Below are 21,987 nucleotides of genomic sequence, written 5' to 3'. Positions count from 1 at the left end.
TATGTGTTGCCAGTTGTGGCCTGCTCGCGAATGGCCGCGCCGCCGGTTCAGAGTTTTTCCAGCGCCATGTTCAGTTCCAGCACGTTCACCACCGGCGGCCCCACCAGCGGCTGTTCGATGTGCGCATCGAGCAGTTGCTGCACGGTCACTACCGGCAGGTTGCGGGCTGCCGCGACACGCGCCAGTTGATAGGCAATTGCCGCCGGTGGCAAGTGCGGATCGAGGCCGCTGCCGGAGGTGGTCAGCAGCGCCAGCGGCACCGGGCCTTGCCCTGGAACTTGCAGTTTGTTGGCGTCGTCGATCACCCGCGTGGCCAGCGCCGGATTGCTCGGCGCGAGGTTGCTGGCGCTGCTGGACACGGTCGCAAACGCGCCCGCCGAAGGACGTGGATGGAACCAGGCATCACCGACGAAATCCTGGGCGATCAGTGACGAGCCGCGCACCTTGCCATCGGCATCGTGCACCAGACTGCCGTTGGCCTGATCGGGGAAGGCAACGTGCGCGACACCGGTCACCACCAGCGGATAGGCAACGCCGGTAACCAGGGTCATCAGCACCAGCAGGCTCAGGGCCGGACGTATCATTGTGGACATTTCAAATTCCTCGAATTCAAACAGCAGATACCGCGTTAAGTCAGGTGGAACACGTTGACCTCATCGCCAGCGGGCGGGCTCCCACAGGGAATGCATCGCATAGGCGGGAGCCTGCCTGCTGGCCAAGGGGTCAAACCAGATGCAGCGCCGTCAACAGCATGTCGATGGCTTTGATCGCCACGAACGGCACCACAATCCCGCCCAATCCATAGATCAACAGATTGCGCCGCAGCAACGCCGCCGCACTCGCCGCCTGCACGCGAACGCCACGCAAGGCCAGCGGAATCAGCACCACAATGATCAAGGCGTTAAACACAATGGCCGACAGAATCGCGCTCTGCGGACTGGTCAGGTGCATGATGTTCAGCACGCCCAGTTGCGGGTAGATCGAGGCGAACAGCGCCGGCAGGATCGCGAAGTACTTGGCCACGTCATTGGCGATGGAAAAGGTCGTCAGCGCACCGCGTGTCACCAGCAATTCCTTGCCGATCTGCACCACGTCCAAGAGCTTGGTCGGGTCGCTGTCGAGATCGACCATGTTGGCTGCTTCGCGTGCGGCTTGCGTGCCGTCGTTCATCGCCATGCCGACGTCAGCCTGGGCCAGCGCCGGGGCGTCGTTGGCGCCGTCGCCGCACATCGCGACCAGACGACCGTCGTTCTGCTCAAGGCGGATACGTGCGAGTTTCTTCTCCGGGGTGGCTTCGGCGAGCACGTCATCAACGCCCGCTTCAGCGGCGATGGCCGCAGCGGTCAACGGGTTGTCACCGGTGACCATCACCGTGCGAATCCCCAGTTTGCGCAACTCGGCAAAGCGCTCGCGAATGCCTGGCTTGACCACGTCCTTGAGATGAATCGCGCCAAGCAATTTGCCGTCGACACAGACCAGCAACGGCGTGCCGCCGCTCTGGGCGATCCTGTCGATTTCCCGCGACAGGGCCGGGGCCAGATCGGCGCGTGGTTGCCCGAGGAAACTCAGCAGCGAATCGACCGCACCTTTGCGATACACGCGGCCCTGATAATCGACACCGGACAAGCGGGTTTCGGCGCTGAACGGCACGGCGGTCAGGGTTTCCGGCGCCGGCTCAGGCTGCGGATGCAGACCACGCAGGTACTCAACGATGGACTTGCCTTCGGCGGTTTCGTCCGCCAGCGAGGCAAACAAAGCGCCCTCAGCCAGATCGCGAGCACTGACGCCTGGCGCTGCATACACCGCGCTGCAACGACGGTTACCGAAGGTGATGGTGCCGGTCTTGTCGAGCAGCAGCACATGCACATCACCTGCCGCTTCGACTGCACGGCCGGACTTGGCGATCACGTTCAACCGCACCAGACGATCCATCCCGGCGATACCGATGGCCGAGAGCAAACCGCCGATGGTGGTCGGAATCAATGTGACCAGCAGCGCCACCAGGAACACCAGTGGCAGGCTGCCGTGGGCGAAGTGAGCGAACGGCTGCAGGGTCACCACCACCAACAGGAAGATCAGGGTGAGGCCGATCAGCAGGATGTCCAACGCCACTTCGTTCGGCGTCTTCTGGCGCTTGGCGCCTTCGACCAGTGCGATCATGCGGTCGAGGGTCGATTCACCGGGGTTGGCGGTGATCTCTACCAGCAGCCAGTCGGACACCAGGCGAGTGTTGCCGGTGACGGCTGAGCGGTCGCCGCCGGACTCGCGAATCACCGGGGCCGATTCACCGGTAATTGCCGCTTCGTTGACCGCGGCGATCCCTTCGATGACTTCGCCGTCGCCGGGGATCATCTCCCCGGCTTCGACGCGCACCACATCGCCTTTGCGCAGGCTGGTGGCCGGGACGACCTGAAAGCTGCCATCGGCCTGTTTGCGCCGGGCACTGAGGCCTTCGCTGCCCGCCTTGAGGCTGTCGGCGCGGGCCTTGCCGCGACCTTCAGCCAAGGCTTCGGCGAAGTTGGCGAACAGCACGGTGAACCACAGCCACAGGGCGATCTGCGCGGCAACGAAGGTCGGCACCTGACTGTCTGGAATGAAGCACAGCACGGTGGTGAAAATGGCGGTCAGTTCGACCACCAGCATCACCGGCGAACGCGCCAACTGCCGAGGGTCGAGCTTGACGAAAGCTTGCACCAGCGCCGGGCGCCACAGGGCCGAGATCGCGGTTTTCGCTTGTTCCGGTGCTTTGACGGCAACGGGTTTGATTGCGGGCATATTCATCATTGACTCCTCAGCTCCCTATACCAAAGGCAGCCATGCTCAAATGTTCGGCGATTGGGCCCAATGCGAGGGTCGGCAAGAAGGTCAGGCCGCCCACCAGCAAAATGGTCACGGTCAACAGGGTCACGAACAGCGGGCCATGAGTCGGGAAGCTGTTCTGGCTAATCGGTGCGGTCTTCTTCATCGCCAGGCTGCCAGCCAGTGCCAGCACCGGGAGGATGTAACCGAAGCGGCCGAGCAACATGCCAAAGCCCAGCATCAGGTTGTGATACGGGGTGTTGGCACCGAAGCCGGCGAACGCCGAACCGTTGTTCGCGCTGGCCGAGGTGTAGGCGTAGAGCAACTGGCTGAAACCGTGTGGCCCGGGGTTCGTCACTGCGGCCACCGGACCTGGCAGGCTCGCGGCAATCGCACCGAGCACCAGCACGCCAATCGGCATCACCAGCAACGTGACCACCAACAACTGCACTTCGCGCGCCTGGAGTTTCTTGCCCAGGTATTCCGGCGTGCGCCCGATCATCAGGCCGGCGAGGAACACCGCGATCAGCACGTTGAGCAACATGCCGTAGAGACCCGCACCGACACCGCCGAAGATCACTTCGCCGACCATCATGTTGACCAGCGCAACCATGCCGCTGAGCGGACTGAGGCTGTCATGCATACCGTTGACCGAACCGTTGGACGCGGCGGTGGTGGTTACCGACCACAGCACCGTGGCGGTGGTGCCAAAGCGCGCTTCCTTGCCTTCCAGTGGTGCGGTCTGTTCGACGGCGACGTTGTTCAGCGCAGGATTGGGTTGGTACTCGGCCCACAGCGAAGTCGCGCCGCCGATCAGAAACAGAGCGAGCATGCAGGCGATGATCGCGCGGCTCTGACGCAGGTCTTTGACGTAGTGGCCGAAGGTAAAGACCAGCGCTGCCGGAATCAAAATGATCGAAGACACCTCGAACAAGTTGCTCCAGGCGCTCGGGTTCTCGAACGGGTGCGCCGAGTTGACGCCGAAGAAACCGCCACCGTTGGTGCCCAGTTGCTTGATCGCAATCTGGCTGGCGGCCGGGCCGAGCGGGATCACTTGATCAACGCCCTGCATCGTCACCGCATTCACATAATGCGCGAAGGTCTGCGGCACGCCCTGCCAGACCAGAAACAGTGCCAGCAGCAGGCACAGCGGCAGCAGGCCGTAGAGGGTGGCGCGGGTCATGTCGACCCAGAAGTTGCCGAGGGTTTTCGCCGACTTGCGACCGATACCACGGCACAACGCAACCAGCACGGCGAGGCCGGTAGCGGCGCTGACAAAGTTCTGCACGGTGAGGCCGACCATCTGGCTCAGGTAGCTCAGAGACGCTTCGCCGCTGTAGGACTGCCAGTTGGTGTTGGTCATGAAACTGACCGCGGTGTTGAACGCTTGCGTCCATTCCATGCCCGGCAGGTTCTGCGGGTTCAGCGGCAGATGATCCTGGAACAACAGGAGCGAGAACAGCACAAGGAAACCGGCCAGGTTGAACGCCAGCAGCGCCAGCGCGTACTTCTGCCAGCTCTGTTCAGCCTGCGGATCGACCCCGGCCACGCGAAAACAGCCGCGCTCGACCGGGCCAAGAATCGGCGTCAACCAGGTGCGCTGGCCTTCCATCACTTTGTAGTAGAAGCGCCCGAGAAACGGCGCCGGCAGCAAGACCACCGCGAAAAACGCGAGGATCAGCCAATAGTCATAACTGTGCATAGCCGCTCCTAGTTCCGATCCGCGCGCAACAGCGCAACCAACAGATAAGTGAACAGCCCCACTGCCAAAAACAGTGACACCCCGTCCAGAACGCTCATGGAAGATCTCCGTGTTACGGCGTATTGCCGTGTGTGCAGGCATTGTCGGAAAGGAGGCTGTAAAGGAACGAGAGCGAGGGGGTTGGCTGGGCATAAAGAAAGCGTAAAGAGTGGGTTTATGCGGGCGTTACAGGAGGTTTTTGCACCAGCAGGGCCGGCGCCTTCGCGTCCCCCTGTGGGAGCGGGCTTGCTCACGAAGACGGCAGCACAGCCACCATCGCACCCAACTGGCGCACAAAAATGCGCCCATCGAGCAGCGAACATCCCCGATACGACAGCTTTCAGCCCATTACGACCTGTTCTCAAAGACTGGCACGCCCACTGCACACACCCTCCCCCGAGCTTTACAAACCGTTCAGGGAGCATGCGTATGAACACACAACTCAAACCCACGCTGGGCACCTTGCACCTGTGGGGCATCGCCGTCGGGCTGGTGATTTCCGGCGAGTATTTCGGCTGGAGTTACGGCTGGGGCGTGGCCGGTACGCTGGGCTTTCTGGTGACCTCGTTCATGGTCGCCACCATGTACACCTGCTTTATCTTCAGCTTCACCGAACTCACTACCGCAATCCCTCACGCGGGCGGACCGTTTGCCTACAGTCGCCGGGCATTCGGTGAGAAAGGAGGGCTGATCGCCGGGCTGGCCACGCTGATCGAATTCGTCTTCGCGCCGCCGGCGATCGCCTTGGCGATTGGCGCTTATCTGAATGTGCAGTTTCCGGCGCTCGATCCGAAACACGCGGCGGTTGGCGCGTACATTGTGTTTATGGGCCTGAACATTCTCGGCGTGAAACTGGCGGCAACGTTCGAGCTGATTGTTTGTGTACTGGCAGTGGCCGAATTGCTGGTGTTCATGGGCGTGGTCGCGCCAGCGTTCAGCTTCAGTAATTTCGCGCTCAATGGCTGGGCCGGCTCGGATGTGTTTGGTGCGCCCGCGATTGCCGGCATGTTCGCTGCCATCCCGTTCGCGATCTGGTTCTTCCTCGCCATTGAAGGCGCGGCGATGGCGGCCGAAGAAGCCAAGGATCCGAAACGCACGATTCCAAAGGCCTACATCAGCGGCATTCTGACCCTGGTGTTATTGGCCATGGGCGTGATGTTCTTCGCGGGTGGCGTGGGTGACTGGCGCACTTTGGCGAATATCAACGATCCGCTGCCGCAAGCGATGAAAGCCGTGGTCGGCGACAATTCAGGCTGGCTGCACATGCTGGTGTGGATTGGCCTGTTCGGGTTGGTGGCGAGTTTCCACGGGATCATTCTTGGCTATTCGCGCCAGTTCTTCGCCCTCGCCCGCGCCGGTTATCTGCCTGCTTCACTAGCCAAACTGTCGCGTTTCCAGACCCCGCACCGCGCCATCATTGTCGGCGGCATCATTGGCATCGCCGCGATTTACAGCGACGGCCTGATCAACCTCGGCGGCATGACCCTCACGGCGGCGATGATCACCATGGCCGTGTTCGGCGCCATCGTGATGTACATCATGAGCATGCTCAGCCTGTTCAAGTTGCGTAAATCCGAGCCGAATTTGGAGCGCACCTTTCGCGCGCCATGCTATCCGCTGGTGCCAATGATCGCACTGGTACTCGCGGTGGTGTGCCTGGTAGCCATGGCGTGGTTCAACGCGCTGATCGGACTGATTTTCCTCGGCTTTATGGCGGTGGGTTTCGGCTACTTTCTGCTCACCGGACAGTTGCGTGCCAACGCGCCAGCCGATGCGATGTTGACCGGGCATTAAGGGACTTCGGGTACACCGGGCATAACAGGCCTAGAATGGAACCACTGCGAAGTCGCTTCGCTCCAATGTGGTATGCAGCATCGCACGGCGAAGTCCTCGCCTGTCGATCTGCCCTTAAGGAGAGCCGTTATGCCTTGGTATGCCTGGTTGATTCTGGTGGTTGCAATCGGCTCGATCGTTGGCGGATTGATGATGTTGCGCGACACCGCCAACAAGGTCGAACTGACCGATGAAGAGCGTAAACGTGTTGCTGAGCGCAATGCCGAAGCGGACGCTAAAGAAGCGCAAGACCGCTGACAAAAACCCCGCCTGATTGGCGGGGTTGGTTTTTCAGCTCTGCACTGAACCTGTCTGCCGGTTTGATAGACGCAGAGCTCCAGCCACCTTTTTCATTGGTTTCCCGACGACATTAGCCCTGCCAGCGTTTGAACAGCACGCTCGCATTCACCCCACCAAAGCCAAACCCGTTGGACAATGCATACTCGATCGGCATCGAGCGCGCCTGACCATGGACGATGTCGACCCCTTCGCTGGCAGGATCGGGATTGTCGAAGTTGAGGGTGGGCGGTACCACTTGATCACGAATGGCCAACAGCGTGAAGATCGCTTCAAGCCCGCCCGCAGCGCCCAGCAAATGGCCCGTGGCGGATTTGGTCGAGGTCACGGCGATTTTATTCTGCACACCGAACAGCGCTTTAATTGCTGCCAACTCGCCTAGATCGCCGACCGGCGTGGAGGTAGCGTGAGCGTTCAGATGCTGGATCTGATCGGGCGTGACGCCAGCCTGAGCCATTGCCAACGCCATCGCCCTCCGCGCACCACTGCCATCTTCAGGCCCGGCCGTCAGATGATAAGCATCGGCAGTCGTGCCGTAACCGACCAGTTCGGCCAAGGGTTTCGCACCGCGAGCCAAGGCGTGTTCCAGAGACTCGATCACCAGCAGTCCGGCCCCCTCACCCATGACAAAACCATCACGACCGCTATCAAATGGACGTGAGGCGCGTTCAGGTGTGTCGTTATAGCCACTGGACAACGCCCGCGCCGCTGCGAAACCCGCAAGGCTGACCCGATCAATCGCCGCCTCTGCCCCACCGCAAACGGCAATATCGGCCTCACCGGCTCGGATCAATCGAGCGGCGTCACCAATCGCTTGAACTCCGGCGGCGCACGCTGTCACCGGAGCGCCCAATGGACCTTTCAAACCATGCTGGATCGATACATGACCGGCAGCCAGATTGACCAGAAAGGAAGGAATGGTGAACGGCGACAGCCGGCGCGGGCCACGACTGTCGGTTGTGCGTACCGCGTCGGCAATGGCACCGAATCCGCCGACACCGGAACCGATAATGGTCGCGGTGCGCTCCTGATCCTTTTCCTCCGCCGGATGCCAACCGGCCTGCTCCAATGCCTGCCGTGCAGCCTCCATGGCGAACATGATGAAGCGGTCCATCTTCTTCTGTTCCTTGGGGGGCGTGGCGCGATCCGGATCGAACCCGGCCTCGGCGTCATCCTCCAGAGACGGCACAGCCCCACCGATTTTTGCCGGCAAATCAGCGACGACCGCTTCTGGCAAGCTGCGCAATCCCGAACGCCCGGCCAGCAGGCGCTGCCAGACAACTTCGACTCCGCTGCCCAAAGGTGAAACCAGGCCCATGCCCGTGACGACTACTCGACGCTGATTCATACCGCGTGTACCTCTGACCGATTCAGAAAAGCTTACTTGTAACGACTCGCTGCCGAACTGCGCGACAGGTTCGGTGCCATCACATGACGCGCGGCCACAAACGCCTGCCATTCGCCCGCATCCGGCAACGAAGGGATGGTGATGAGTTCGCCCTGATCCAGACCTGCCAGCGCGGCATCGACCATTTCGCCGGCCTCCATCACCATTTCTGCCGGGATGCCGCTGGCGTCAATACCCGAGCGTTCCCAGATTTCCGTGCGGGTAACGCCGGGCAGTACCGCTTGCACCTTGACCCCGGTACCGTCGAGTTCGGCATTCAGCGATTGGGTCAGGCTCAACACGTAAGCCTTGCTGGCGCTGTAAGTGGCGTTGAAACGTTCCGGGAACAACGCCACCACCGAGGCGATGTTGATGATCGTGCCGCGACCTGCCTTGGCAAAACTTGCGGCAGCGGCGGAGGCCAGTCGGGTGACCGTGGTGATATTGAGCTGGATCAAACGCTCCAGCTTATCCAGATCGGCATTGGCCAAAAGACCGTCGGCAGCAACACCAGCGTTGTTGACCAAAAGGGTGATGCTTGAATCACTGCGCAGGCGCTGCTCAAGTTTGAGCACATCATCCTTTTGCGTCAGATCCGCCTTCATCACTTCCACCTGAACGCCATGGGCCTCGCGCAATTGGTTGGCGGAGCTCTCCAGCCGCTCCTGATCACGGGCGACCAACAACAAATCGAACCCGCGCGCTGCCAACCGCTCAGCGTAAATCGCACCGATACCGGACGACGCACCGGTGACAAGAGCCGTACCTTGGGCTGCAAAAGAATTCATGACCGTACTCCTTAAATGCTTGAGGGATCGCTATCCGGATCTCGATGATGCAGATCGCACGGAAATTATTATAGGCATAATCCAATACTAATATGATAGCCGTAATTTTTTGCTATCCGACGAGCGTCCCCTTCGCCTTCCCTGCCAAACCCGCGAACAGAAAACAAAAAGGCCGGTCAATGACCGGCCCCTTGGCGTTGAACAATCAGCTTAGTTCACTTCCAGCTTCTCGCGATTGCGATCCAGAATCGCCTTGCCGATCCCCTTCACTTCCAACAACTCATCCACTGACGCGAACGGCCCATTTGTTTCGCGATATGTAACAATCGCCTTGGCCTTGGCCTCGCCGACTCCCGCAAGTTCTTTTTGCAGCGTCGCCGAGTCGGCTTCATTGAGATCGATTTTTGCGCTCTGGGAAGATGCCGCCGCGTCCATCACGATCGGCGTCTTAGGCATTTCCGGCCTTTCAGCCGGCGCGGCAACCGCCAAAATAGAGGCGCTGGTAAGCAGGGCAAAAATCAGCGAGTAGAAGTAACCGGTACGCATAAAGTGACGCTCCATCATCATTTGAGAAAGCAGCTTTTCCGAAGCTGCTCCTCAAAAATAGATCACGATAGGAACAAGTCAAAAATTCGAGCGTTACAGAATGTGAAACAATCAGGGTTCGAGGCGACGTTGTTGGTAGATCCAGTCAACGATCTCGCCGTCGGGGGTGTAGCCGCTGACGGTTTCTCGGAGGAGTTGGCGGACTCGGGAGTAGTCATCAGTTTCGACGGCCGCGAGCAACTCAACCAGCCGTGACTTCAAGACGTCCCAAGCCAGGTGATCCTCATTGGCCGTCATGATCATCGGATGCGGAGTCGCAGCAACATTGTCGCCTATCAGCAACTCTTCGTAGAGCTTTTCGCCAGGACGCAAGCCGGTGAACTCGATGGAAATGTCACCTTGCGGATTACGCTCCGAACGAATACTCAACCCCGAGAGATGAATCATTTTCTCTGCCAGTTCTACGATCTTCACCGGCTCGCCCATGTCGAGGACGAACACATCACCGCCCTGCCCCATAGAACCTGCCTGAATGACCAACTGTGCCGCTTCGGGAATGGTCATGAAGTAGCGGGTTATCTTGGGATGAGTGACCGTTAGCGGCCCGCCGGACTTGATCTGGCTGTGAAACAACGGAATCACCGAACCGGACGAACCTAAAACGTTACCGAAACGAACCATGGTGAAACGGGTTTTATTGACTCGGGAAACATTTGCCTTGTCACCGAACAGAACTGGGGCAAGTTCGCGACTCAGAGCTTGCAACGTCAATTCCGCAAGACGCTTGGTACTGCCCATGATGTTTGTTGGACGAACGGCTTTATCAGTAGAAATCAGCACAAAATTTGAAACACCAGACTGCAGGGCAGCCTGAGCAGTGTTGAGTGTACCAATTACATTATTCAGCACGCCCTCGGCAATGTTGTGCTCTACCATCGGCACGTGTTTGTAAGCTGCCGCATGATAAACAGTCTCGACTTTCCATGTTTTCATCACATCAAGGAGTTTATCCTGATGGCGGATTGATCCGAGAATCGGCAACAGCCGCACTGATACCGACTCCCTATTACCGCGCTGCTCAAGCTCCGAAAGAATGCTGTAGAGATTGAACTCGCTATGTTCGAACAGAATCAGCGTGGTCGGACCCAGGGCAAAAATCTGCCGGCACAACTCCGAGCCGATGGACCCGCCAGCGCCAGTCACCATCACTACCCGGCCCTTGATACACCGGGCCAGCAGGTCAGGTTGAGCCGGAACCGAGTCACGCCCCAGCAAGTCGGCAATATCGACCTCCTGGATGTCTTCCACCCGGACCCGTCCGCTGGCTAGATCGGTAAAGTTCGGAACACTGCGAACATGCAGCGGAAACCCTTCAAGCAAATTGAGAATTTCCCGGCGCCGGGCACGGGTCGACGATGGCAATGCGAGAAGGATTTCCTGCGCGCCTGTCACATCGATCATTTGCTGAATATGTTTAGGCTTATAAACCTGAAGGCCGGATATCGAGCGATCCGAAATCCCCGGGTCGTCATCGATGAAGGCAACCGGACGCATCACGCGTCCCATGCGCAGCGCCGCCACCAGTTGATTGCCAGCCACGCCGGCGCCATAGATCGCTACTTTGGTCAAACCGTCGTCGCGACTGGTGAAGGGAACATGTTGCGCTGCAGTGAACCAGTCGCCCATGAAGTACTGACGCATGCAAAGGCGCAAACCGCCAATAATGACGAGACTCAACCACCAGTAATTGAAAATGATCGAACGCGGTACGACGGCTTCGTGATTGCTGTACCAATAGACAACCAGCGCCAATACCAGAGACGAAAGACTGACAGCCTTGATGATCGCAACTAGGGCGTCATTGCCGAAATAGCGCATGACCGCACGATACATGCCAAAACGCACGAACAGGGGGATGGCGACGCAAGGTGCGCAGACAAACAGCCACAGATGAACTTTGAAGGGGTTGACCATTTCGTCCACACCCAGTCGCACCACAAAAGCCATCCACAAGGCAGCCCAAACAAGGACGATGTCCGTGATAACTTGCAGCATTCTTTTTTGCCGGCGCGGCAGCCCCAGCAAAAACAGCCTCATCCTGCCCATATTGATATCTAGCACCTACGAGAACTCCCTTCAGCGGGCAACAAGATCCGGACGAATTTTACCTTCGTCCCCCACACTTTAAACCTAACCGGTATAGCTTGGGCGTGGTTACGACAATGAATACGATGTTCCGACGAACCGGCCCGGCTTCTAACCCCGGTAAATCCCAAAAAAACCGCTAATCGAGGCTACCGCTTAAAACCCGTTCGTCCATGAAGCCCCCCGAAAAAAAGAGCCATATTGAAATGGCTCTCTTTCCGTCGATGATCAATTTGCGATCAGCTTTCAGTTCAACGGGCTGTAACTTTCGCAGGATTTTGCCGCCCTGTCCTTGGCCATGTTGTAAGCCTCGTGCAACAACTTGTGCCGCCCCAGACGGACATTTGGATCAGCCGGAGTACGGAACAGAGACGTGGTCTTGGCCACATACGTAAACGTATTGCCATAACCGTATCTGAGCCACAGGTTCCAGTCTTCCAGATTGCTCATATCCGTCTCAAAACCGCCCCGTTGCAAGTACAGAGCACGTTGAAAGAGCAGTGACTGGATCGGGATGAAATTGTGATCCAGCAGAATATCGTAGTCATACTCGTGCTTGTAGTACGACGGCGTTTCATGGGTGACCTCTGTGTAACGGCCATCCTCTTTAGTGTTTGTCCCGACTTCCATGGCCAGCGAATAAGCCGCTACCGATTCACGGTTTTTCGCCAATGCCGCGACCAGCACTTCGACGTGATCGGAGAACAACAGATCATCGTCGTCCAAGAACATGCAATAGGTGCCCTTGGCCATTTCAAGACCATAGTTGCCCGTCACCGAGCGCCCCACCTTGTCCATTCCGTAAAAGCGGATCTGGCGACCTTCCGGGGACTGGAACTCAGCTACCAGATCTTTCATGGTTTCGCCGCCATCCTCCACGACCACCAGTTCCACATTCGGATAAGTCTGATTCAGGACAGACATGATCGCCTGGCGCAGGAATTCGTTCCGGTTGCGGTAGGTACGGGTGACAATCGTCACCAATGGCGCTTCAGCCAGCGGCTCGCCTACGCTCCAGAACGCACCGTCACGGATCATCTCGTAATCAAAACCACGGAAAGGATAAGCCGCCTCTATGCTGGAGCCCTTGCCCGACAGAAAGTGAGGTGCCTTGCGCAGTATCTTGCCCATGTTGCCGATCAGGTCTCGGCGAGCACCCGCATACACTTCGGGCCGGAACAACAGGGCCGTTTGCAGTATGAGTGCACCTAATTTGTCGCTAAAGCTCCCGTAACGCAGGCGGAGGTAGGCATTCGCCAGCGTGCTGCCGGTAAACTGGATCGGCTTGACATGGTTTTCGTGTTCATAGGTGTAGTGATACACCACCGCAGACGGGCAGTATTTCAACTGATAACCATAGGAACGGAACCGGTAGGACAACTCGACGTCTTCGCCGTACATGAAGATTTCATGTTCATAACCACCTACTTTGGCGTAAGCGGAACGTCGAACCAGAATGCATGCATGGGAAGACCAGTTGGTTTCTTGGGTTACCGGATCATAATATTTCGGATGTTCATACGGCGCCTGGCGCAATTCCCATGAGGCAAAAGCACCCGAAGTATCCGCATGAGCCGCTGCCACCACTCGGGAGATCGAGTCACGTGCGAAGACAATGTCGATGTTGCTGATCAACACGAATTCCGAATGCCCGGTCTTTATCGCCCTGTCATGGCCCAGACCAAAACCGACGTTCTCGCCCTGGATGATCTCAAAACCTGCCAGTTCGGCGTCCATCTGAGTTTTCCAGCGCTGCAGATCCTCAACAGTGCTATCCCTGGAGCCATTGTCGACAAAGCACAGGTTAAGTTTGTGCAGCGGATAATCTTGCGCTTTCAAAGAAGCAAAGAACCCATCGGCCCACTTACTGCTGTTGTAGGTCACAATCGAAACATCGACGACTGGCTGCACGTCGAACACCGGTGCACTCGGCGCGTAACCAAAACGCCGATCGGCGATGCTCTGTAGAGCCTTGAGGTTGTTCCGGGAATTGATGGCGCGCATCACTTGGGCTCGCGCCGCAGTCACCAAATGCCGCAGGCGCATGCGCATACCGATCAGAAATGGCAGCTTCTGATAAATCGGCCGCAGCACGGCACGCGGGTTCGTGAAGAGGCTACGAAGCTTCCAGTAGCCACGAAACAGCACCCGCATTCCCCAGCGCACAGGTCGGGTCATGCGCCAGGATTTCGAGGCATAGACGTTTTGCAGATCTTGCTTGAGTGCGGCTATCTCGAGATTCAGTTGCTCCTGCTCCACTAGCAGGCGGTTTTGAATCTGCACCAACTCATCATTATCTTGCAGATACCTGTCGTCCAACACTGCTGTGAATTTGTCGTTCACATCCGAAAGTTGATCCTTGGTCAAAAGCAGCTCTTCCCTAACAGTTGACAACTCGTTTCTCGAGGCCAAAAAGATGTCATTGATTGATGTCAACTCATCCTGGGCCTCCTGAACTTTTCCTTCCAGCCAAGCGATATAGGACTGCTGGCGGTAACTTTCCAGATCCGGATCAAAGCCGTTTCTCAGGGGATCAACGGGCGTCGTGCGTGCCAATCGGGCAAGGTGCGCCGAAGGCTCGCTGAACTGCGCCTCGCTCAAGAAGTAGCGCGACTGTGCAAAATCCAGAACCTGCGCGCGCAACTCCGCCGAGCATGGCGTTACCGCACCATGCGCTTGCCACAACGCGTCAAGATCGTGCGGTTGCTCGACATCAATGGTCAGCCCTGTACCCCAGAAAGGCGCCTTGCCCAGTGCATAGACGGTCTTACCTGCCAGCGCCGCTTCGAAACCGGCCGAGGAATTGAGGGTGAACACCACATCGGCGCCAGCGATCAGATCGGCAATGCTGTCTTCCTTGCCTGCCACCTGAACGTGCTCGGGAAGATCCGGCACTTCATCCAGAGGATGAGGTTTGACGATGACTGTGAAGGACCCGCCTTCGACGGCAGCGAGCACATGCTTGACATACTCGGACATGCTGGCGAAAGGCGATCCCATGATGATGTTGGAGTCATCCTGTACCTGGAGCAGGATCAGCACAGTCGGGGTTCGGTTGACACCTTTGAAGTGGTAACTCTCTTCCATTTGCGCAAGTCTTGCCTTCGCGACCTCTGTCGGCAGACCGGCTGACTGTTGCTGATACTCGGCAAACTCGGCGCTGAAGCCGCTGCGCACATTCACGCCACGGACGTCCGAGTAATAAGCCATGGGATTAGGCGCGCGCAACATGCCCAACTCATTGAAGATCAGCGGAATATCCTTCGACGCACAGGCCGTCTCGAGACTGCCATCATGGTTCCAGCAGAACACCAGATCAGGGTCAACATTATCGATCAGGGACGCAACAAACCGGTCATGAAACGCCAGGGGCTCTCCGTTGAGCAAGCGCTTCCAGTCGTTCAACCAGCCTGGATTGCCAGGTTGCGGATATTCACATTCGTAAGTAGCCGGGCTGATCCAAGTATGCCTGAAGTCGGGATACTCGCTTTTCAGTTCGTCGGAGCCGACAAAAAAACACTCCCAGCCTTCGTCAGCGAACTTGTTGGCCAACGGCAGATACACATCAACAATGCTGCTGAACAGCGTAGGACGCTCGCGCAAAACCAACGGCAAGGTGTAAAAAACCACGTGTTTGTATTTGCGTGAAGCCACTTTGACAGCCGGATCCCCCGCCGCAATGCTTTGCGCCGGCACGCTGAATTTCACCACCGAGTTCGCGGCAATGATTGAGCCCCGACCGACGTCAGAGCCGGCCAACACCGATGCGTTGGCGCCGATCCAGACGTCGTCACCAATGCTCACGTTTGCCAAGCGTAATCCCTGATCCTTGATGGGCACATGCAAGTCATAACGATGAGTCGATGAGGTGATGGAGACATTGGGAGCGATCAACACATCTTTGCCGATGGTGACCTTGCCACTACCGTTGATCCACGTTCCGTAATTGACGACCGTACCCGAGGCGATGCTCAGGTAGCCGCCGGCACCGCACTCGATGACGACGTTGTCGCGCAACTGGACACCGTCCTCGATGACGCATTCAGCCGTGTCGTCAACGTGAAATCTGACTGTGTCTGCAACAACCGCATTACCGATCTTAAGCATGATTCAAGCAACCTTTACAACGTTGACTGTAGACGGGCAATAAGCGACTCCCACGATCTGACGCCCGCCCGATACGCTGATTTTTCGCATTGGCCAACGTTGATCCAGTTCAACGCGCTCGCCGTCCAGACTGGCCATTCCGATAAACAGGAAATATTCGCCTGGAGCGACATTGAGCGGGAAGGAAAAGCTGATTTTGTAGGCGCCAGCATCAAGATCGAACTTGCACCCGGCCAGTAACGTGTTATCCCCTGCCACGTCGACACCTTTGGCGTCGCGTAACGAGTACCCCATGACCACTTCCTTGAGCGCCGAGGCGGACTGGACGTAGCAATGCATATTGACGTCTTCGGTCGGTTCGAAGTGATTGGTCTGCGTGCCGTCGGCACTGTAAAAATCCACGGCATTGATCTTCGCTGCGCCGGAACCGAATCGAACTTCCGAGATGTCACCGAGTTCCGTCTCATAAGACATGTCGACGTGCAGTTCCTCTACTGCTGGCGCCGCCGCGGCACTGCTGTTACGGACCTTTTTTTCGTAATTTTTGGTCGCGGTCAGAACATCGGTGCTGTAGTCGATGATCTGGCCGTTCTGCATCACGATGACCGCTTGGCAAAAGCGAATAACCGATTGGGTATCGTGAGAGACGAACAGGATCGTGGTGCCGCGCTCCTGCATGTGTTTCATCTTGAGCATGCACTTGAGCTGAAACCCGGCATCGCCCACGCTCAACGCTTCGTCCACGATCAGAACGTCAGGCTCGACGTTGATTGCCACGGAAAACGCCAGACGCGCAAACATCCCGCTGCTGTACATCCGAACCGGCTGATTGACAAAATCGCCGATGTCTGCGAACTCGAGGATGGCCGCAATACGGGTTTGCATTTCGGCATGGGAGTACCCCATCAGGGAACCCTGGAAATAGATATTTTCCACACCGGTGTAATCCGGGTTGAAGCCGGCACCCAACTCCAACAATGAGGCGACCCGACCCACGACGGTGACCTCGCCACTGGATGGCGTCAGTACCCCGGTGAGGATTTTCAGCAGGGTGCTTTTGCCGGCACCGTTCTTGCCCAGAATCCCCACTGTCTGGCCTTTCTCAACAGAGAAGGAAACATCCGTCAGCGCGTGAAAATCATGGTGCCGGTGCTTGCCGAATAGCGAAAGAGCTTCGACCAGCCTGTCAACCGGCTTGTTGTAAAGCCGATACACCTTGCTGACATTACGGACGCTGATTGCGCTCTCATTCACTGCATTCATTACAAAACATCCGCAAAGTGGGGTCTCAGTTTTTTGAATGTGCGCCAGCCCACCAGCGCGAGGACTATCAATACTCCCCAAAAGATCAGGGTTTGCGTGGGGCGTTCCCAGAACCAGATTCCGCGAATCAGCGAATCCCTGAATCCCTCGACAATGTAGGTAAACGGGTTCAGACGCAGGTAGGAAGCCGCACGGCCGTGGATTGCATCAATGTCCCAGAACACCGGGGTCAGCCAGAAACCGAACTGTGTGGCCATGCTCACCAATTGACTCAGATCGGGAAAGAAGATCACCACCGAACTGGTAATCCAGGCAATCGCGAGCAACAACATGAACAGGCATGCGATGTAATAACCAACCTGCAACCAGTAAAGGTTCGGTTCGTAGCCATAGATGACGAACAACAGCAGGAGAATGAACACAAAGAACACGTGAACGAGTACAGCCGAGGTGAGCTTGACCAGTGGCAACAAGGAAACCTTGAAGACGATCTTCTTCACCAAAAAGCTGTTTTCCTTGACCGCCGTGCAGCCTGAGTTAAGTGCCTCAACCGTGAAGAACCACGGCACCAGCCCACAAACCAGCCACAGAACGAAGGGAAAGTCCCCGTGAGGCGCCGCTTTGAAGCCGAACTGAAATACGAACCATAAAATCAATGTGGTTGCGCAAGGCTGGATAAAGACCCACAGAAAACCAAGATAGTTGGTCAAATAACGGGCTCGAAGATCATTTGAAACCAGACTCAACAGAATCCTGCGATCCGCCAGCATTCCCCTGAGCCAACTCATCGCATATCTCCAAAAATCACAACCACATTCACCACCGCTTTAAAACCACCGCACGACATCATGAATTCCATTTAACGATCCGGGCTCATCGACTTGAGACGTTCACTAGCTTCAGACACAAACACTGGTTTGGCTTCTTCGATGCTAGCCTGAGCCTTGGACTTATCCTTGGGTTTGTACTTCAGCACACGTTTTTCGACCAGATGCCAGGACGCATATCCGAGCACCAGCGTGATAGCAATCGTGACGAACAGGTATACCGGGTACGAGATTTCCGGAAACTTGAGCAGAACAAACTGCTGCACCGGAAAGGCATAGATGTAAACACCGTAGGAACAGTCACCGACACGATTGATCCAACGCCCCAAGCGACTACTGGACAGACCGTAGGCAAGAACGACATAAGGCAAGGTGAACCACAACACTACTTTGGAAATCGGTGCGTATGGAACCACCAGGATAGTTGCGACAATCAATACGCAAACACCCGACAGACTGAACCAGCGTTCGAGCCGCCATTTCGCGAAGCAGGCGCCAATCATGAAGTAGATGCCTGTAAGGAAAATTTGTCGCACATCAGTGCCATAAACAACCGTCACAGGAGCATCGCGCCAACACCAGAAAATCACCGTCAGAGCGAAAAATGCCGCCGCGGCGGCATAGACCCAGCGCCCACTCCGAAAGAGCAGCCCCAGCCCAATGACCACAAGGTACATAAAGAATTCGACGGGCAGGCTCCACAACGAACCGTTGACAGCGTTGGCCACCCTGGCATGCTCAAGCACACCGGGCAGATAGAACACCGGGCTCAAGATGATATTTTTCAGATAAGGCCAGAATTGCGGATGCGCAAAGTAATCGCTTACCGTCAAAGTCGTAAACATCGGCCCAAGAATAAACATACAGATCAGAACAACCACGATCAGCGCTGGAAAAATCCTCAAGGACCGCTTGATCAGAAAGTTGGCAGCTGAGGGAGTGAAATCCCAGCTCTTGACGATCAGATAACCGCTGATGATGAAGAAGATATCGATACCTAGCCCTCCATAGGAGGTCAATCCCAGGAAGCCGGCTGGTGGATTGCCATAAAAAGCAAACGAGTGAGCGTAAAGAACCATCAGCGCAGCAATCAGCCGAAGCAGGTTTAAATTGTTATCCCTATGCTGCATGTAATAGCGCTCCAACGCTGATTGAACTGATCACAATAAAATTGACCGGGTTGCTACGAAAGACACCGGATGCGGATTCAGACATCGACATTCACGATGCCCGACAACTTCGCTCCCGACGCGTAACGCGCGCGCGGGGTCGCGAATCATAGCATTATCCGATACCGCCTCCCACGCTTGGCCAAGCCTCAAGGGATTGGCGGCGCTTCCCGGGTACCGGCCTTGAACCTCGCGGCCAGCCAGAGCAACGGAACATAAGCGACGATCAGTCCGACGACTCCCGGTACAACGCCCAAGGCAACCACGGCGGCCCAAGGCAATAACCAGAAAAGATTCAAACCGACCACCGCGAGCGTGACAGCCTTGTGGCTTTTGAATTGTCGCGATGCGTACTGATAAGCGTGACTGCGATGGGCCTGATAGACCTTTTCACCGTTGAGCAGTCGCCGGCACAGTGTCCACGTTGCATCAACCACAAACGCGCCAAGGAGAATGACCCAACTCCACAACAGCTTTGGTGAATGGGTCGCCGCGTCCAGCGACAGAATGCCCAACGCAATACCCAGAAAACCGCTGCCGGCGTCACCCATGAAGATTCGTGCCGGGGGATAGTTCCAGCAAAGGAAACCGCCAACCGCAGCACTCAGCGCCAACACGCCCCAGACAGGCTCAATCTGACGCACCAACAAGTAAATCAGCGTGATGCCCAGGCAGGCACAGAGAGCTTCAGCGCTCGCCAACCCGTCAATGCCGTCCATAAAATTATAAAGATTGAGCATCCATACCAGATACACCGCCGCAAGCGCATGACCCAGCCAGCCAAGATCAAGGGTGCCATTGAACAGGGCAATCGGGGCCAGCCCATCCAACCAGAACAACGCCCAAATGGCCGCAGCGAAATGCCCCAGCAGACGCCATCTCGCGGCGATGTGCCCGTGATCATCGGCAAATCCGATCAGCGCCACCAACATTCCGCTGCCAGACAGCGCGAACAGTGCAGAGCGATCCATCAGCCCAAGCCAACCCAAAACAGGCAGGGCCAACAAAAAACCGATAACGATCGCCACACCGCCACCGCGAGGCGTTGGCACCGAGTGCGAACTGCGCTCATTGGGAATATCCATCAAGCTTTTGGAGAGCGCGTAGTGACGCCCCCCCCAAGTCAAAGCCCAGGACAACAGAAAAACGGTAAGAAGCAACCCACCAGCAATCATGATTTTTGCGTATCCAGAAAATGGCCTGCGGTACGACGCATGGCGGTGTCTACATCAATCGGAGGAACCCAACCCAGCACTTCGCGGTTTTTGCTGATATCGACCTGCAACGACTCACAGACTCGCTGAGCCACCGCGCGCTTACCGGCAACAGCCGCACAGATCAGCAGCAGTTTCGAAGGAACGGGCAGCAACCGCGCTTTTTTCCCCAGCGCCGAGGCCAAACGACGCAGCAAGCGAGGTGTCGACAGATCATCGCCGTCGCTGACCAGAAAGGTTTGCCCTGCCGCTGCCGGATGTTCCAGACAGGTTTCGATCAAATCGACGAGGTTGCCGATTGCGACCATGCTGCGCTGGTTGCGAATGGCGCCCAACGGCAACACCACACCTTTTTCCAGCCATTTGAGCAGGCTAAGAAAGTTGGCCTTTACGCCCGGCCCATAAACCAGCGGCGGGCGAATAATCACGATTTCCATGCCTGTTTCACTGCCAAGCAAGCGCAGCGCCTGCTCCGCTTCGTGCTTGGAGATCCCGTAAGGATCTTGTGGTGCCGGTACGTCATGCGCCGTAAAAGGACGCCCGAAAGGCGTGCTTTCGCCATTGACCTTAATTGAGCTGATGAAAACGAAGCGCTTGACCCCGACCTGTGCAGCCGAGCGAGCCAACTGCAATGTGCCGTCGACATTCACACGACGAAATTCGGCCAGAGCGTCCTGCGCCGTCTCGCGCATGACATGCACCCGGGCCGCCGCGTGCACGACAATCTGCACGCCAGCCAACTGCAAGGCCGAGTTTGTTCCCAATTCAAAACGGGCAACAGGACACAATCCCAGAAGTCGAGTGGCGCTCCGTACAGCAGCTACAGGTGCAAACTTTCGCCCAAGCAGCAAACGCAAGACCAGCGCCTCACCGACAAAACCGCTCGCCCCGGTGATCCATACTTTTGGCACATTCATTGGGCAGACTTCCCGACAAAGGCAGTCGCCCAGCAGATCAGGAAAAACAAGACACGATCTCTGACTCGGCGCCGACAGCGCCAAGCGGAAAACGAAAGTTTGATCAATTGCCAGCGACGCAACGCAAGCCAGGACCCGACGAAGGGATCACCAGCCTGCCCCGTCAGACGCGCGATTAACGCCACCTGGTTAAACCACCAGCCATCGTGAATGGTTTTATAGCGGGCAATCATCGGGCTGAGGCCTGTGTTCGCCCCGACCTGATTACTTTCGTGCTGCCGATAATCCATCGAAGGGCGCGGATCGATATACCAACGAAAACCATGGCTGCGAGCGAAGGCATAACAGTACCAATCGTGCAGGCTGACATTTTGCAGGTTTCCCCATTGAGCCAACATCGACTGTTTCATCGCTTGCACCAAAGCCCTACTCAGCACGTAGGTACAGCCGGGGCCAGCAGCCTCAAACAGGAAATCCCAGCTTGTCTGCGGTTGCGCCTTGTTCAGCAGTTGAGTCCTGCCGCACTCCCAGAACGCAGTCACGTTACTGGAACACGCATCGACTCCCCGCTCGCGAATAGAAGTGATCGCGCGCTGCAGTTTGTCCTGATGCCAGACATCGTCCTGATCGGCAAAGGAGACGTAATCATAGGCCTGCAAATCGACATCGCGGATCAGGCGAAAAAAGTTGCGCGATGCTCCGCCGAAGCGAGTACCCGAGGGCAAAAGGAAGACATTCGAATGCCTGGCTGCAAAATCCGTGCACCAAGCTTCCGTACCATCGGTGGAGGCATCAACACTGATATGAACGGTGACCTGCACCATCGATTGTCCGAGGATCGAAGCCAATTGCTCTTCGATCCACTGCATTCCGTTGTAGGCAGCCAGCAAAACCGCAACCTGAGGAGTTGTTACTGGCATTCCATTCCTGCTTGCACGGTTCTGACAAAGTGAG

Annotated in this window: 17 protein-coding genes; 2 read left to right on the top strand and 15 right to left on the bottom strand. The window is 57.0% G+C overall.

All coding sequences use genetic code 11. The features are described from left to right. Window positions 1-47: 47 nt before the first annotated feature. The 4 genes from kdpC to kdpF form a co-directional block, all read right to left on the bottom strand. Window positions 48-593, bottom strand: a complete 546-nt coding sequence (gene kdpC, locus AACY02_RS05990; RefSeq protein ID WP_339431167.1) for a potassium-transporting ATPase subunit KdpC — start codon at window positions 591-593, stop codon at window positions 48-50. A 130-nt stretch (window positions 594-723) separates the two neighbouring features. Beyond that, a complete protein-coding gene (kdpB, locus tag AACY02_RS05985; RefSeq protein WP_339431166.1) occupies window positions 724-2,781 on the bottom strand; it encodes a potassium-transporting ATPase subunit KdpB in 2,058 nt (685 codons plus the stop codon). Window positions 2,782-2,791: 10 nt separating this feature from the next. Continuing rightward, window positions 2,792-4,501 carry a potassium-transporting ATPase subunit KdpA gene (kdpA, locus tag AACY02_RS05980; RefSeq protein WP_339431165.1) on the bottom strand — a complete coding sequence of 570 codons (1,710 nt, stop codon included), beginning with the start codon at window positions 4,499-4,501 and terminating at the stop codon, window positions 2,792-2,794. An 8-nt stretch (window positions 4,502-4,509) separates the two neighbouring features. After that, a complete protein-coding gene (gene kdpF / locus AACY02_RS05975; protein ID WP_221729235.1) occupies window positions 4,510-4,599 on the bottom strand; it encodes a K(+)-transporting ATPase subunit F in 90 nt (29 codons plus the stop codon). Window positions 4,600-4,969: 370 nt separating this feature from the next. Between kdpF and eat the strand changes: the two genes are divergently transcribed. After that, on the top strand, window positions 4,970-6,334 hold the full coding sequence (gene eat / locus AACY02_RS05970; RefSeq protein ID WP_339431164.1) for an ethanolamine permease: 1,365 nt from the start codon (window positions 4,970-4,972) through the stop codon (window positions 6,332-6,334). A 129-nt stretch (window positions 6,335-6,463) separates the two neighbouring features. Then, entirely contained in the window at window positions 6,464-6,631 is a 168-nt protein-coding gene (locus tag AACY02_RS05965; RefSeq protein ID WP_064503201.1) for a DUF2897 family protein, read from the top strand. 112 nt (window positions 6,632-6,743) lie between these two features. Here AACY02_RS05965 and fabF read toward each other — a convergent pair whose 3' ends face one another. The 11 genes from fabF to AACY02_RS05910 all read right to left on the bottom strand — a co-directional run bounded on the left by fabF (window position 6,744) and on the right by AACY02_RS05910 (window position 21,953). After that, on the bottom strand, window positions 6,744-8,018 hold the full coding sequence (fabF, locus tag AACY02_RS05960; RefSeq protein ID WP_339431163.1) for a beta-ketoacyl-ACP synthase II: 1,275 nt from the start codon (window positions 8,016-8,018) through the stop codon (window positions 6,744-6,746). A 32-nt stretch (window positions 8,019-8,050) separates the two neighbouring features. Next, window positions 8,051-8,845, bottom strand: coding sequence for an SDR family NAD(P)-dependent oxidoreductase (locus tag AACY02_RS05955; RefSeq protein ID WP_339431162.1), 795 nt, complete (start codon window positions 8,843-8,845; stop codon window positions 8,051-8,053). Between the two features lie 210 nt (window positions 8,846-9,055). Then, window positions 9,056-9,391: a ComEA family DNA-binding protein gene (locus AACY02_RS05950; RefSeq protein WP_339431161.1), complete on the bottom strand. Its 336-nt coding sequence runs from the start codon at window positions 9,389-9,391 to the stop codon at window positions 9,056-9,058. 111 nt (window positions 9,392-9,502) lie between these two features. Then, on the bottom strand, window positions 9,503-11,497 hold the full coding sequence (locus tag AACY02_RS05945) for a polysaccharide biosynthesis protein (protein ID WP_339431271.1): 1,995 nt from the start codon (window positions 11,495-11,497) through the stop codon (window positions 9,503-9,505). A gap of 285 nt (window positions 11,498-11,782) precedes the next feature. Beyond that, window positions 11,783-15,643: a glycosyltransferase gene (locus AACY02_RS05940; RefSeq protein WP_339431160.1), complete on the bottom strand. Its 3,861-nt coding sequence runs from the start codon at window positions 15,641-15,643 to the stop codon at window positions 11,783-11,785. Between the two features lie 3 nt (window positions 15,644-15,646). Beyond that, window positions 15,647-16,906, bottom strand: coding sequence for an ABC transporter ATP-binding protein (locus AACY02_RS05935; RefSeq protein WP_339431159.1), 1,260 nt, complete (start codon window positions 16,904-16,906; stop codon window positions 15,647-15,649). After that, complete coding sequence (locus AACY02_RS05930; protein WP_339431158.1) at window positions 16,906-17,676, bottom strand: ABC transporter permease; 771 nt, start codon at window positions 17,674-17,676, stop codon at window positions 16,906-16,908. The genes AACY02_RS05935 and AACY02_RS05930 overlap by 1 nt, the downstream gene beginning before the upstream one ends. 89 nt (window positions 17,677-17,765) lie before the next feature. Continuing rightward, entirely contained in the window at window positions 17,766-18,863 is a 1,098-nt protein-coding gene (locus AACY02_RS05925; RefSeq protein ID WP_339431157.1) for an acyltransferase family protein, read from the bottom strand. Window positions 18,864-19,051: 188 nt separating this feature from the next. Beyond that, window positions 19,052-20,077, bottom strand: a complete 1,026-nt coding sequence (locus tag AACY02_RS05920) for an MraY family glycosyltransferase (RefSeq protein ID WP_339431156.1) — start codon at window positions 20,075-20,077, stop codon at window positions 19,052-19,054. Next, window positions 20,074-21,033, bottom strand: coding sequence for a UDP-glucose 4-epimerase family protein (locus tag AACY02_RS05915; RefSeq protein WP_339431155.1), 960 nt, complete (start codon window positions 21,031-21,033; stop codon window positions 20,074-20,076). The genes AACY02_RS05920 and AACY02_RS05915 overlap by 4 nt, the downstream gene beginning before the upstream one ends. Continuing rightward, complete coding sequence (locus tag AACY02_RS05910) at window positions 21,030-21,953, bottom strand: glycosyltransferase (RefSeq protein ID WP_339431154.1); 924 nt, start codon at window positions 21,951-21,953, stop codon at window positions 21,030-21,032. Before AACY02_RS05910 ends, AACY02_RS05915 begins: the two co-directional genes overlap by 4 nt. Between the last annotated feature and the right edge of the window lie 34 nt (window positions 21,954-21,987).

Origin of the sequence: Pseudomonas sp. EA_65y_Pfl2_P78 (assembly GCF_963970495.1) — a bacterium.
Taxonomy (GTDB): domain Bacteria; phylum Pseudomonadota; class Gammaproteobacteria; order Pseudomonadales; family Pseudomonadaceae; genus Aquipseudomonas; species Aquipseudomonas baetica_A.
Note: the sequence above shows the minus strand (reverse complement) of the source record. Positions and strands in the feature narration are given on the sequence as shown.